Annotated in this window: 10 protein-coding genes; 5 read left to right on the top strand and 5 right to left on the bottom strand. The window is 37.8% G+C overall.

Features of this window, described 5'->3' with window-relative positions:
- Positions 1–93: 93 nt before the first annotated feature.
- The 4 genes from H0S70_RS12570 to H0S70_RS12555 all read right to left on the bottom strand — a co-directional run bounded on the left by H0S70_RS12570 (position 94) and on the right by H0S70_RS12555 (position 3,919).
- Entirely contained in the window at positions 94–1,407 is a 1,314-nt protein-coding gene (locus H0S70_RS12570; protein ID WP_123247981.1) for an IS1380 family transposase, read from the bottom strand.
- A complete protein-coding gene (locus H0S70_RS12565; protein ID WP_188321039.1) occupies positions 1,404–1,835 on the bottom strand; it encodes a four helix bundle protein in 432 nt (143 codons plus the stop codon). Before H0S70_RS12565 ends, H0S70_RS12570 begins: the two co-directional genes overlap by 4 nt.
- 115 nt (positions 1,836–1,950) lie before the next feature.
- A complete protein-coding gene (radA, locus tag H0S70_RS12560; RefSeq protein ID WP_188322249.1) occupies positions 1,951–3,297 on the bottom strand; it encodes a DNA repair protein RadA in 1,347 nt (448 codons plus the stop codon).
- 130 nt (positions 3,298–3,427) lie between these two features.
- Positions 3,428–3,919, bottom strand: a complete 492-nt coding sequence (locus H0S70_RS12555) for a YceI family protein (protein WP_031501520.1) — start codon at positions 3,917–3,919, stop codon at positions 3,428–3,430.
- A 228-nt stretch (positions 3,920–4,147) separates the two neighbouring features.
- Here H0S70_RS12555 and H0S70_RS12550 point away from each other — a divergent pair, with 228 nt between their 5' ends.
- The 3 genes from H0S70_RS12550 to H0S70_RS12540 all read left to right on the top strand — a co-directional run bounded on the left by H0S70_RS12550 (position 4,148) and on the right by H0S70_RS12540 (position 8,777).
- Positions 4,148–5,755, top strand: a complete 1,608-nt coding sequence (locus H0S70_RS12550; protein WP_088264454.1) for a CTP synthase — start codon at positions 4,148–4,150, stop codon at positions 5,753–5,755.
- 165 nt (positions 5,756–5,920) lie between these two features.
- Positions 5,921–7,738, top strand: a complete 1,818-nt coding sequence (gene yidC, locus H0S70_RS12545) for a membrane protein insertase YidC (protein ID WP_188321038.1) — start codon at positions 5,921–5,923, stop codon at positions 7,736–7,738.
- Between the two features lie 298 nt (positions 7,739–8,036).
- Positions 8,037–8,777: a hypothetical protein gene (locus H0S70_RS12540; protein ID WP_188321037.1), complete on the top strand. Its 741-nt coding sequence runs from the start codon at positions 8,037–8,039 to the stop codon at positions 8,775–8,777.
- Between the two features lie 438 nt (positions 8,778–9,215).
- On the opposite strand, the gene H0S70_RS12535 is transcribed toward H0S70_RS12540, so the two are convergent.
- Complete coding sequence (locus H0S70_RS12535; RefSeq protein WP_188321036.1) at positions 9,216–9,815, bottom strand: ribonuclease HII; 600 nt, start codon at positions 9,813–9,815, stop codon at positions 9,216–9,218.
- A 508-nt stretch (positions 9,816–10,323) separates the two neighbouring features.
- Between H0S70_RS12535 and H0S70_RS12530 the strand changes: the two genes are divergently transcribed.
- Both H0S70_RS12530 and H0S70_RS14385 read left to right on the top strand, forming a co-directional pair.
- On the top strand, positions 10,324–13,365 hold the full coding sequence (locus tag H0S70_RS12530) for a SusC/RagA family TonB-linked outer membrane protein (RefSeq protein WP_188321035.1): 3,042 nt from the start codon (positions 10,324–10,326) through the stop codon (positions 13,363–13,365).
- Between the two features lie 12 nt (positions 13,366–13,377).
- Complete coding sequence (locus tag H0S70_RS14385) at positions 13,378–15,039, top strand: SusD/RagB family nutrient-binding outer membrane lipoprotein (RefSeq protein WP_228453746.1); 1,662 nt, start codon at positions 13,378–13,380, stop codon at positions 15,037–15,039.
- Positions 15,040–15,100: the final 61 nt, after the last annotated feature.

Genomic DNA, 15,100 nt, shown 5'->3' with positions numbered 1-15,100 from the left:
AGGATGAAGGATGGAGGATCAAGGATGACGGATGAGGTTTGAGGTTTGAAGTTTGGAGTTTGGAGTTTGAACAAATGTTTATTTTAACCCAAATCACGCAGTTGAAATTTTTTGAGATAAGTCTATGGGGTAATCCCAAATTCCGACGAACCATTTTCTGCGTTTTTTGGTGAGTGCAATCTTCAGTTTGAGTGTGTCACCTACTTTTTCAAAATAAGCTCCAATAGCAAAGGTTCTATATCGTAGTGTAGATAATGTTTTCTGCGTTTTTTCCTGAAGAACAAACAGTCTGAAAATTGACATCAGATTATAAGCAATCATCGAAAATATAAGTGCAGCTTCTGTAGGGAAAAAGCCTTTAAGGTTAAAACTTTCGGCTCCAAAATCTGCCTTTAATTCCTTGATTCGATTCTCTGCATCGCCTCTGTTTCGGTACGTTCTCCAAACATCTGTTGCCGATTGTTCTTGGTTGGTAATATAGGCTGAATAGCGATAATTTCTATGGATTTCATCTTCCGGAAACAGGCTTAATATTCGGCCTGCCGCATTCGGCCGTTGTGCTATTTTTTGCCTTACAATGACTATCCTTCTTGGCTTTTCCCAGTTTTTTGCTTGATAATATTTGTCGCAAATTTCGATGCCCTCATCAACTTTTATCCAAAAATCTTGCTGGTCTATCAAGTGTTGAATGGGGTGAGTAAATTTTGCAGCGATGATGTATTGGAGTGTTTTTAATTCAAGATAATCCATAATGTCTTTCTGGAAAAAACCACTATCCAAACGAACTAATCCTACTTTTTTATCCCCAAAATTTAAGAGTGTTTCTTCTAAAAATCCTACAAAATTATTTGCCGAAGAAGCATCACCGCTCCTGAGCCAAAAATTAGCAACCATCTTTACATCGTTCACAAATGCAATGATAGGATGATGGCTGTTTCTTCCTTTTTTCTTAGGATTGTAGCCTTTTTTTGCTCCCTCTTGCTCTCCGTATCGAGTAATTACAGATGAATCAATGTCTAACGTAAAATAATTGAGGTTCAAATTCTGAAAAAACCAACTGAAAAAATGATGCCCAACTTGCTGGTTGATGTGTTGTGTAAACTTGCCAAAATAGCGTTTATATGCGTCCTGAGCAGGGGTCTTTCGCCAGTCAAATATTTCCCCAAGAGCCTTATCTGCACGGGTAATTTCTGTGTGCAAAAAACGATTGGCGCCACACCAAATACTCGTAATAAAAGATTCAAGCAAAACTTCTTTTTTATAAGAATTATTGGAAAGTGACACAGGTAAAGATTCGCATTTTTCAATTTGCTCTCTAAAGCCGATTTTGTCCAACATTTGCTTTAAAAACACCATGCCTCCCCAAGGCGTAATCTCTTTATTGGTAAAGGATAGCTCGAATTTCATCGCTTATTTTTTTCTACTGCTACGCAGTTGGATATTAGAATACTAAAATACTCTTTTTTTTCTATTGCGGAATTTGGGTTTAAATTTTGTTTTTTGGTGAGGATGATACTTTTAATAATCTTTAATAAAGAAGTTGCCTTTTCATTCAGTTCTTGAAATTTACTTTCTGAAATATATCCTGATGCATTCAAAAGTTCCAGCCAGTAGAGGGATTCATCACACTCCTTCTGGGCAACGGCATTTTTATGGATAAAATCTGCCGGTGACTGTGCGTTTTTAGCCTCGCGAAGATTCGCTCCTACAGAAGTTCCGGATCGCAATAACTGCTTACTCATCACCAATTCTTTCTTTTCAGAAACTAAATATTTATAAAGTTCAATGATATCCAAAGCAAACTGGAAACTCAAATCACGGACTATATCACCCATAACTTCACTTTTTTATAAATTATTTCTATACTGTAAACACCACTTCAAAATTCATACTTCATACCTAATACTCCATCCTCCAAAATTCATACTCCATCCTCCAAACATCCTACTTCTAAAAAAGGTGCTCATGAAAATCCTCAATTTTACTTACCTCAACAATTGTAATTCCGAAATTCTTTTTTGGAATTTTATTCAAATTAGAAACAAAAATCTTGTCATAACCCAATTTTTCGGCTTCTGAAATTCGCTGTTCTATTTGTGAAACAGGACGAATTTCTCCGCTCAACCCTATTTCTCCAGCAAAACAGAAATGCTCGGAAATGGCAACATCTTCGTTGCTCGATAAAACGGAAGCAACTACCGCTAAATCCAAAGCCGGATCATCAGTTTTGATACCACCTGTGATATTCAGGAAAACGTCTTTCGCACCCAGCTGAAAACCTGCACGTTTTTCCAGAACGGCTAACAACATATTCAGCCGTTTCGAATCGAAACCTGTACAACTTCTTTGTGGTGTTCCGTAAACCGCGGTACTTACCAATGCCTGAATTTCGATAAGCATCGGGCGAATACCTTCTAAAGTTACCGCAACTGAGTTTCCGGAAAGTTCCTCAAACTTCTTGGTAATCAAAATTTCTGATGGATTTTTAATCTCTTTCAATCCTTGCGAAACCATTTCGTAAATCCCGATTTCGGCGGTAGAACCAAAACGGTTTTTATTGGCGCGCAATAATCGGAACAGATGATTTCGGTCGCCGTCAAAATTCAAAACAACATCGACCATGTGTTCCAGAACTTTCGGTCCGGCAATTTGTCCGTCTTTAGTGATATGTCCAACCAGGAAAACAGGCGTATTGGTTTCCTTGGCGAATTTTATAATTTCATTGGAGCACTCGCGAATTTGCGAAACGGTTCCGGGCGAACTTTCAATCAACTGACTTTGCAGGGTTTGAATGGAGTCGATAATTACAAAATCGGGAGCTAATTTTTTGGCTTCATGAAGAATTTTTTCTAATGAAGTTTCAGTGAAAAGATAGCAATGTGGATTCTGAAGTTCCGTCAATCGATCGGCGCGCATTTTAATTTGGGAAGCACTTTCTTCACCGGAAACATAAAGAATTTTTTTCTTCATTTTCAAAGCCAGTTGAAGAAGCAATGTAGATTTTCCTATTCCCGGTTCGCCACCAATTAAAGTCACAGAACCTAAAACGATTCCGCCACCCAAAACACGATTGAGTTCTTCGGAAGGAGTTTTAATTCTCGGTTCTTCGTAAGTTTCTACTTCAATAATATTGATGATATGCTGTTTCGATCGGTCGGAATAGCTTTTAGCAGGGGATTTTTCAACAATTTCTTCTACCAAAGTATTCCATTCGCCGCAGTTTTTGCACTGCCCGAGCCACTGTGGGTATTGTGTCCCGCAGTTCTGACAGAAATATGCTTTTTTCACTTTTGCCATGTTGCGAATTTCCTGCTTTTTTTTCAATTAAGCAGATTTTAGTCAAAAAAATAACCGCCTCTGAGCGGTTATTTTGTAAGAAAATATATGATACTACTTGGCAACAATATTTACCGTAACCTTAATCGCATCACCGGTTTTTTATACCCATAAAACCTGGTCTTTCCATTCCGAAATCCGATAATTTAAGGTTTTCTGTTCCTGTAATATTATAAGATGCACCGTTTTTAACTACATTTACCGGGAAGCTGACGTCTTTTGTAACTCCTGCTATTGTGAGTTTTCCGGCTAAATTACCTTTACCTACACTTAATGAAGTCGCAGTGAAACTGATGTTCGGGGCTTTATCAGCTTTCAGAGCGTCATAAGCTTTGTTATCCATCATTTTTCCTTTGGTACTTTTCAGGTTTTTTACAGGCATATTGAATTTAACATTGGTAATGGCGTTTCCGTTAATGGTACCGCTGAAATTAGCGGAAGAGGAGGTCATGGTCCAGTCGTGCATTGGAGAAGTTCCGTCAACAGCGATTTTTGTAGATTTACCTGTAATGTTTTGTGCATTTACAAAACCAAAAAAAGTAACAGCGAACAGGAGCATTACGGATTTAAGAGTATTTTTCATTTCTTTAATATTTAATTGTTTTCTGTTTCTTGGACCTATTTTCTAGTGTAAAGTTAAGCGCACTTTTTCGTAATTAAAAATGACATTTCTTACCCCAATCAAGCTTTAACTGTTTGAAGACCAACATATTGAAAATTTTTCAATTATCCATCTTAATTTTCATGACTTTCGACAGTATTAATTTGTCCCGCGTTGCAAATTCACTTAACTTTGCACAAACCTAATCTAATGAGTAAAAAGAACACCAAATACATCTTCGTAACGGGAGGTGTAACTTCGTCTTTGGGAAAAGGAATTGTTTCCGCTTCTTTGGGACTTCTCCTAAAATCCCGAGGCTTCAATGTCACTATTCAAAAGCTTGATCCTTATATCAATATCGACCCAGGAACCTTAAATCCTTATGAACACGGCGAATGCTACGTAACTGAAGATGGCGCTGAAACAGATCTGGATTTGGGACACTACGAAAGATTCCTGAATTCTGCCACTTCGCAAAACAATAACGTAACGACCGGGAAAATCTACCAAACCGTTATCGAGAAAGAAAGAAAAGGTGATTTCTTGGGGAAAACAGTACAGGTAATCCCTCACATCACCAATGAAATTAAGCGAAGAATAAAAATTCTTGCTAAACAAAATTACGATATCATCATCACCGAAATAGGTGGAACGGTAGGCGACATCGAGTCGCTTCCTTATATTGAAAGTGTACGACAGCTGAAGTGGGAACTCGGCGAAAGTAATTCTATGGTGATTCACCTTACATTGCTTCCTTACCTTGCTTCCAGCGGTGAACTCAAAACCAAACCATCGCAACACTCCGTGCGTCAACTGATGGAAAGCGGTATCCAAGCCGACGTTTTGGTATGTCGCACCGAACATAAAATCCCAAAAGAACAGCGTGCAAAACTCGCTCAGTTCTGCAATGTTTCATTAGATAATGTCATTGAATGTCGCGACCTCGAAACCATCTATGAAGTTCCGCTTTATTTGCAAAAACAAAACTTTGATGATGTTGTTTTAAAGGAGCTCAACCTGAAATCCGACAAAGAGGCTGATCTAAAAGATTGGAAAGGTTTCCTGAAAAGGTACCAAAACCCTAAAAAAACGGTCGAAATTGCTTTGGTTGGTAAATATGTTTCTCTTCAAGACTCCTATAAATCTATTGCTGAGGCATTTATCCACGCAGGAGCAGATCTGGAAACCGAGGTTAATGTACGATGGGTGTATAGTGGCGACCTCACCGAAGCTAATATTCAGGAAACCCTAAGAGGAATCGACGGAATGCTGATTGCACCAGGATTTGGTGACAGAGGTATAGAAGGTAAAATTTCCGCAGCCAAATTCGCGCGTGAAAATAATATTCCTTTATTAGGAATATGTTTAGGAATGCAAATCATGACGATTGAGTTTGCCAGAAACGTTTTAGGATACGCCAAAGCCAACTCTATGGAATTCGACACCTCCACTCCAGACCCTGTAATTTCATTAATGGAAGAACAGAAAAATGTAGTGCACAAAGGCGGAACCATGAGATTGGGCGCATGGAAATGCAGCCTGAAACCCAACTCAACACTTTTTGAAATATACGGAGCCAAAAACATCTCCGAAAGACACCGCCACCGATACGAATTTAATTCCGAGTACAAAGAAGAATTCGAAAAGAATGGACTTGCTCCTACCGGATTGAACCCGGAAACCGGATTGGTGGAAACCCTTGAACTTAAAAACCATCCTTTCTACGTCGGTGTACAGTATCATCCCGAATACAAAAGTACGGTGGCATCACCTCATCCGCTCTTTAAAGCATTGATAAAAGCAGCAACCAAAAAATAAATTCCTGAGAGATAAAAGACGCCATGTTTTTTATCTCTCTGTTTTTAAATGAGTTGACAAAATATTCTTCATTGACAAAAAATTCTGTATTTTTGTCAGCCAAAATTAAAAGGTCCAGTGTTTGAACAAAAACCTGCCTAATCATCAAATAATCAATTAAAAAAGATGCAGCAAAATAACGGTTTAGATAAAAATCAATTGATCAGTTTCGCCCTGTTTTCACTCATTCTTATCGGTGCGATGTTTTATTTTCAAAACAAGCAAGCCCAAGAACAGGAATTACTGGATGCACAAAACAAAACTCAAACCACGCAAAGCGCCGTACAAAATACCACCAAACCAGCGTTGGCGACCAACTTGAACGACAGTGTTAAGACCACTTCCATCCAGCAGGTACAACTGAAAAACAAAGAATTGACCGTAGGAATTTCTACTTTGGGCGGGCAAATCACTACTGTGCAGCTTAACGAGTATAAAGCTTACAATAAAAATACTGACAAAAACGACAAGGATTTATTGATTTTTGATAAAAACAATTCTTCTTACGGATTTCAATTCAAAGATAAAACAGGCAAAACCTTTAATACTAAGGATTTAGTTTTTACCCCGATTCAGAACGGAAACAGCGTAACCATGCAAGCTAATGCCAATGGTGCCGTGATCCAATTCATCTATACTTTGTTGGATAAATACACCGTTGATTTCAATGTGAAAACCCAAGGTTTATCGCGTTTGGTAGCAGATTCCAAAGCTGATTTTGTGTGGGACTTTAGCGCAAGACAAATGGAGAAAGGCCGTTCACAGGAACAGACGCACACCGAATTTAATTACAGTTTCAACAATTACAAGAGTTTCGATTACGACGGTAGAACCACTATGGAAGAACCCGACGAAACACTGAACTGGCTTGCTGTGAAACAACAGTTTTTCTCTGCAGTAATCGAACCTCAGCACGGATTCAAAAACTCTAAAGGTTCCCAAGAAATGATCGACGAAGGCGAATTCCTGAAAAAATTCAACTTTAACGGGCAAGTAGATTTGGTAGGAAACGAATTGAACCAAAACTTCAAATGGTACTTTATGCCATTGGATTTGCCTTTATTAAAATCTTACAACAAAAATTTTGACGAGTTACTCCCATTAGGTTGGTCGTTTATCGGAAGTTTGAACAGATGGTTCTTTATCCCGATGTACAACCTGATCTCCAGTTGGGGATTAGCAGCAGGTTGGGTTATTTTCTTAATGACGATTATTGTGAAAATCATTCTTTCACCGGTCATGTTCAAGCAGCATAAACTGAGTGCAATGATGAAGGTAATTCGCCCGGAAATCGATGAGGTCAATGCCAAATTCAAGGATGCAGATCCGATGAAAAAGCAACAGGAAATCATGGCCATCTACCGAAAAGCTGGAGTGAACCAAATGGCAGGCTGTTTACCGGCATTGCTTCAGATCCCGATTTTCTATGCCCTGTTCCGATTCTTCCCGAATATGATTGACCTTAGAGGTAAAAGTTTCTGGTTCGCAAAAGATTTGACTGCTTACGATGATGTGATTAAATTACCGTTCCATGTACCATTTTTGGGAGATCATCTAAGTATTTTTGCCATTGCATGTACGATTGTAATTTTAATCTATACCGTGATGACTTCCGGAAATATTCAGCAACCACAGCAGGAAGGTATGCCGAATATGAAAGTACTCATGTACATCTTCCCTATCACCTTCCTTTTCTTTCTGAACTCTTCAGCGTCAGGACTTTCATGGTATTATTTTGTATCGAATGCCATTAACATCCTGATTATCCTTGTCATTAAATACTGGATTCTGGATGAGAAAAAGATTCACGCACAAATTCAGGCCAACAAACAGAAGGAGCCTAAAAAAGAAGGCAAATTCCAGAAAAGAATGCGAGAAATGATGGAAAAAGCACAGGAACAACAAAAAATGCAACAGCAACAACAACCTGGCAAAAAGAAATAACCCTTCTTCAACCTGAATAATTTATAAAGCGGAAAGTAATTTTCCGCTTTTTTTGTTTGTTTACTTCAACTTTTCTCCATTCTTTCTTCAACCTTATGCCCAATCAGATTGCTATCATCTTCACCATATCTCTATAGTAAGTCCATACTAAGTCAATAGAATATCTATGTAAAATATAGATTTACTATTAATGATCTATTTTAAAAATTTGTATATTCGTAGAAGATAACTACAAGATAGTGAGGCTTATTCATAAAGGATTAGCTGATTATCGGTTTCATTAATATACCTTTTTATTATGGCACGATTGAGTAAAAACGGATTAATCAGTGGGGGAATATCGAATTTGGTTTTTGTAAACCAAGGCGATCGAAATGTTCTCCGAAGTAAACCAGACCAAGTAAGACAGAGCGCGAACACAAAAAAAGCGGCAGGTATTTTCGGGTATATCAGCAAGCGAGATGCGCAGTACCGCCGAAAGCTGATGCAATTGTGTAAATTAGTAACCGATGATCGCTACGCCTACCGACACCGAAGTCAGTTCTATAAAATGGCAACGAGTCACAGGCACACCCTGGAAGGTGACGTTTCGATTGTGGAAGGGAATCCGAAATTGATGGAAGGTTTCGGGTTTAACAGACATCTTGAGTGGCAAAACACCTGTCGATTTTTTCCGGAAATACAGTTGGATACAGAAATGCGCTCGATGACCATCACCATTCCGGAACTGGTGTGGAACCGAGAACTGAAAGCTCCCCCAAAAACACACACTGCAAAATTGCGCATTATTTGTATCGCCACACTCCCCGATCTGGAAAATTACCAGAATGTCGAATTGTTAAAAGAAGTGACTTTGGAAGTTTATCCCGGAAAGCAGATTGAGGAAACCCGCTTTACTTTAACAGAGGTTCCCGAAGGACAACTGTTGTTTGTGATTGGTGAAATCCGGTTTCAGCAGTCGCGTGTTCAACAAAATGGGGAGCTGCTCACTACAGCGAGTAGCTATCTTTGGGGAGGGAGGATTGAGAAAAAAGAATAATATACATACGCATTGTATATGTTTTGTAGTCTTCTGTACTTTTGCCTTGATGCAAAAGTACCAAAAGATCAAGACTGGAAGCTCGACTAAAAATAAATAAGAAGTCCTAAAATCCCCAAAATTGCTGATCTTTTGATATTTTCTTTTGAGTCAGCGAACCGCAAGCGGTTTCGGGCGGAAACAAGATTAGTCTGCTAAAGTTTTTTTTTACCGCAAAAGCATCAAAAGTTTTTGTTTTATGAAAAGATTTTTTTTGAAATACAAAGACGCTACGCTTTCAAAATCAATCGCTCAATTATCTTGCAATTTGTTTCCTTAACGTCTCCACTTACTAGGTCGTAATTAAGTGATTGTTTACAATGCTGATTGCTCTATTTAATAACAAAGCATCCCTAATTAAATTTAAAACATTAAAAAAAACAAACACCCACGAAGGAGCTACTTGATAATGTCGATGGTGTAATCGAGACGGAAAGATTTTCGGTGATGGATGGTGGGTCCGAATTGGTTGAGGGCATCGCGGTGTTTTTTGGTCGCATAGCCCATATTTTTATCCCAACCATATTGCGGAAATTCATGATGAAGGTTGATCATCAACTGGTCTCTGTAGTTTTTTGCTAAAATAGATGCCGCCGCGATGGAAAGGAATCTAGAATCCCCTTTGATGATGCATTGATGAGGAATGAAATGATATGGGTGAAACTTATTGCCATCAACAAGGATGAATTCCGGTCGGGTGGTGAGTTGATCCAAAGCCAAATGCATGGCGTGAATACTTGCATTCAGAATATTATGCTCATCGATAAAATCCGGGGCGACCTCCGCAATGGCATAATCGACCACATTGTTTCGGATGTAGTCGTCTAACTGCAACCTGGTTTTGAAGGTGAGTTTTTTGGAATCATTGATTAAATTTTGTTGAAACCCCTCATCAATAATCACCGCAGCCGCCACTACCGGACCGCATAAGCAACCCCTACCTACTTCATCGCAACCCGCTTCAATATATTGCTGAGACCAGCTTTTTAACAATTCCATACCAAAGACACTCCTATTATATTACACAAAAAATCGAGAGGTAAAAATACAAACTTTCAGAGGAATATAAAGATGAATAACGATAGAAGCCAACATTCAGCATTGAATGAACCCAAACCACTAAAGACTGGAACGATGGCATAAAAAAAATGGAAAAGAGAGAAAACGAAGAGGAATTTGAATATAAGCAGCTAATTTCGGCGAAAAAACAGACGCAAAAACATATATGTTTTAAATTGAAATTAAGTTAAATTAACCTAAAAATATTTACAACATTAAAGAAAAAACAAGTTAAAAAAAATTGATAATTTAACATTAAGTTAATATTTAAGTTAAAATCATCAAAAAACAACCCTTAATTTTGACAAATTAACGGAAATCCCGAAATTGTTAGTAAAAACACATAGAACTCATAAAAATGTTAGATTATTAAGAAATAATTAACAAAAAGTTTGATTATATTAAGAAAGTTTTGCACTTTTGCTTCAATGAAAAAATTTAATTTGATATGAAGAAACTAACAACAAGCGTTTTAGCTGTAGTTTTGACTTCGTCATTTGCTTTGGTAAATGCACAGGTTGACACTGCTAGAACACAGGATATCGAAGGCGTAGTAGTAACAGCCTTGGGTATTAAAAGAGAAGCAAAGTCATTAGGTTATGCTACTCAGAGCGTCAAGGCAGACGACATCACAAAAACACCAACTTCCAACTTCACTAGTAACCTTTCAGGGAAAGTTGCAGGTTTGAGCATTAAAAACAGTGGAAACATTGGAGGCTCAGTGGATGTAACTTTACGTGGTTACCGATCGATGGCCGGAGGAAACGGTGTTTTATTTGTAGTTGATGGATCACCGTTAATTAACAACTTTACAAACATCAACACTTCTGGGCTTTCAATTGATACAGGAAATACTATCTCGGATATCAACTCAGAAGATATTGCAGAAATCAATGTATTAAAAGGTGCAGCAGCAACAGCACTTTATGGATCTAGAGCTGCGAACGGTGCAATTATCATTACAACCAAAAAAGGAAAAAAATCAAATAAATTAGGCATTGATTTTTCTTCTTCAATTTCTTATTCCAAAGTAAATAAGGAAACATTGCCAGAATACCAAACAACGTACGGGCAGGGTTATGGACCACTTTATGGGCCTGATGAAAACTCTTACTTTGAGGTTTATAACGGGCAACCACAAGCGCCAACTTATGAAGATGCTTCTTATGGCGCACCTTACGATCCAAACTTGTTGGTATGGCAATACACAGCATTCATCCCTGGATCTAAAGATTATGGCAAGCAAACACCTTGGGTGATGGCTAAGAACGGTCCAGACAAACTATTTGAAGACGCATTTTCTTACAATAATACTATTTCATTGGCGAAAGCGAATGATGTATCTTCTTTCCGCTTGTCTTATCAAAACGTACAAGGAAATGACATTTTGCCTAATTCAAGATTAGACAAAAATGCAGTTACTGGTAACGCATCTTATAAAATTGCTGACAATCTAACAGCAAGCTTGTATGCGACTTACGTAAATCAAGAAACCACAGGTAAAAACCCAACTGGATACCATGGAATTATGGGTAACTTCCGTCAATGGTGGGCAACCAATGTCGATTTGTATGACCAAAGAGATTTGTATTTCTTAAATAGAAGAAACAACTCGTGGAATATGCAGGGACCAGACAATACTGCACCTCTGTATTGGGATAACCCATATTTCCGTCTTTATGAAAACTACGTTACAGATCAAAGACAAAGGTTTGCTGGTAATTTTAGTTTAAGCTACGATGTTACTAATAAGATAAACTTAATGGGTAGAGTATCTCATGATGGCTATACATACATGGTTGATGAAAGAAGAGCAGTTGGTTCTCTTCCTGATGGAATGTCGATAGGACCGGCAGTTGGGAATCAGCCATCTGGTTATGCAGTAATGAATCAGCGAAGAAATGAGGAAAACTATGATTTCATTGCAACCTATAAGGATAAGTTTAATGATAATATCTCCTTAAATGCATTAATCGGTACAAACATAAACGTGCAAACCGTTTATTCAAATGCTCAGGGGACACAAGGTGGTTTATATATTCCAGGAGTTTATTCTGTTACTAACTCAGTAACTCCAGCAAATGCGCCATTAGTTTTGGATACAGAAAAGAGAATTTTTGGAGTTTTTGCAAATGCGTCATTAGGTTTCTATGATACTTATTTTGTGGAAGGATCAATTAGAAGAGATGTCTCTACTGCATTACCTGAAAGTAACAATACCTACTACTATCCATCAGCGTCCCTAAGTGCAGTTATTTCAAACTGGGAGTTTTTAAAAGGAGGAGTTTTAAACTTTGGTAAGATACGAGCTTCTTATGCTGAAGTTGGTAACGATACTGCAGCAAATCAGTTGATCAATACATACAGTGTTACTACTGCATTTGGTACGCCTACGTACATTTACAATACCACCGCAAAGAATCCAGATTTAAAGCCAGAAAAGACACAAGCGGTAGAAATAGGAGCTAATTTGCAATTCTTCAAGAATAGAATTGGAATTGATGCTGGATGGTTTAAAACAGATACCAAAGACCAAATCTTAGCTCTACCAGTATCTCTTGCTACTGGAAACACTGCAAAATGGCAAAATGTTGGTAACATGAGATCTGAAGGATTTGAAGTTGCTTCAAATTTAGTTCCTGTCAAAACTGAAGATTTTACGTGGGGTCTAGATCTAAATTGGTCTAACCCAAGATCAAAAGTTACTGAACTTGCCTCTGGCGTTGAAAATATTACAATAGGTTCTTACCAAGGGGGAGTGACAATTAATGCATCCTTAGGAGAGGATTATGGAACAATTAAAGGTTCTGATTTTGTTTATGATCCAGACGGAAATAAAGTAATCTCAGGGTCTGGCGCCTCTAAAGGGAAATACTTAACTACTAATACCAATTCAGTTATTGGTAACATGCAAGCTGATTGGTTTGGAAGTATCACAAATAGACTATCTTATAAAGATTTGAGTTTATCTTTCCAAATCGATATTCGACAAGGCGGGGACTTATTTTCCCTTGACCAATACTACGGACAGGCTTCAGGTTTATATTCCGACTCAGTTTTCCTTAATGATTTAGGAAACCCTGTTAGAAATTCATTAGCAAACGGAGGTGGGGTCATCTTACCGGGTGTAGTAAATACTGGAACTGCAGCAAACCCTAACTATACTGCCAATACTACACGTATTGATGCAGAGCAAACTAATGCATTTGGTTATTTAGCATATCCTGCATCTCAATTTATTTATGATGCATCATATGTGAAATTAAGAGAGGTTGCTTTAACTTATTCATTACCAAAAAAATTCTTGGCTTCAACTTTTGTACAAGGAGCGTCATTTAGTTTAGTAGGTAATAACTTATGGATTATTAAGAAACATGTTCCATTCGCAGATCCAGAATCAGGTCTTTCTGCAGGAAATGCACAAGGATATCAAACATCTGTACTTCCAACTACAAGAACAATATCTCTTAATATCAGACTTAATTTTTAATAAAAAAAGAACATGAAAAAAATATTAGCATCTATTATATTGATCTCTTTACTCCAATCATGTGGAAGAGAGTCGATGACTGAGCTGAATACAGATCCAAACAGTTACTACACAACTGTACCTGCATCACTTGTAACTTACGCTCAAAAACAGTTAGGAGATTACATTACAACACCTAACGTAAATACCAATAACTTTAGGCTGACAATGCAGTATTGGCAAACTACTACCTATCAAGATGAAAGTAGATACAATTTTGCAACGAGAAATGTCTCAGATCAGGTTTGGAACTTTTTATATGTAAGAGCCATCAAAAATTTTGATCAAGCTAGAAAACTTGTACTGGCATACCAACCAACTGCTGCAGAATCCGCGACATGGGAAAGAACCAAAAAAAACCAATTAGCAATTATTGACTTACAACAAGTTTACGCATATCAGATCCTTGTTGATACTTATGGTGATATTCCTTATACGGAAGCAGGTGATGTAGATTTATATCCACTACCAAAATATGATTCTGGAAAGGATATTTATGCAGACCTAATCAAAAGAACAAAGCAAGATATTGCTAATCTTGACGTAGCAGGTACAAGTTTTGGTACTGGAGACAAGTACTATGGTGGAAACGTTGCTAAATGGAAAAAATTTGCAAATTCATTACTGTTAAAACTAGGTATTGCTCTAGCAGATTCAGACCCAGCTTTAGCACAAGCTACAGTAAGTCAAGCAATTAGCGGAGGTGTATTTACTTCAAAAGCTGATGATTGCTTGTTAACATACTTAACAGCATCACCTAACTGGAGTCAGTTATATACAAACCTTGTTGCTTCAAATAGAAATGACTTTGTTGCTGGAAAAACAATTATTGACTATATGAATACCAATAATGATGTTAGACGTGACGTATACTTTCAAAAAAACATTCACTATCTAGCAGGTTCTGTCACAGCAGTTACAGGCAATGTAATTACTTTTGACCCAGCGACTAATCCACCGGCCGTAGCTCCTAAAGTTGGAGATAATGTCTATGTAATGCCAAATACTTTAGTAGGTACTATTAGCGCTATTTCAGGTAATTCATTTACATTAAGTAATTATTCTCCCGGCTCTGTGGTTCCAGAAAACGATTTAGGTTTCGGCTTTTATTATAAAGGAGGGACTATTGGAGTAGCATCTTCTTTCAATGCAAACACAAGAGTAGGATCATTTGGATACGTACCAAATACGCCAGGTATAATTCTAAACTACACAGAGGTTGCTTACTATTTAGCAGAAGCCGCTGCTAGATGGGGTATTGGTGGAGATCCTGCAACTAACTATCAAACAGCAGTTACAGCTTCGTTCGTACAATGGGGAAAAACCACTGCTGATGCAACTGCTTATCTTGCAAACCATCCATACGATGCAGGAAACTGGAAAAAATCTATCGGTGATCAAGCTTGGGTATCAATGTATGATCAGGCGCTTACAAGCTGGACATTCTTTAGAAGACTAGATTATCCTAAATTAGCCCCTGCTGCAAATGCTGTTGTTGAATCTAACAACCAAGTGCCAGTACGTTTAAGATATCCTGTCAGCGAACAATCCACAAATCCAACTAATTATGAAGCAGCTTCCACAGCAATTGGTGGTGACTTGCTTTACACAAAGATTTTCTGGGACAAAAACTAACATACCTATTTTTACTAAACCACTCTTCGGAGTGGTTTTTTTATTTCCGTATATTTGTCAT

The organism is Chryseobacterium manosquense (assembly GCF_014623485.1).
Taxonomy (GTDB): Bacteria; Bacteroidota; Bacteroidia; order Flavobacteriales; family Weeksellaceae; genus Kaistella; species Kaistella haifensis.
This window is presented reverse-complemented; position numbering and strand designations above follow the sequence as displayed.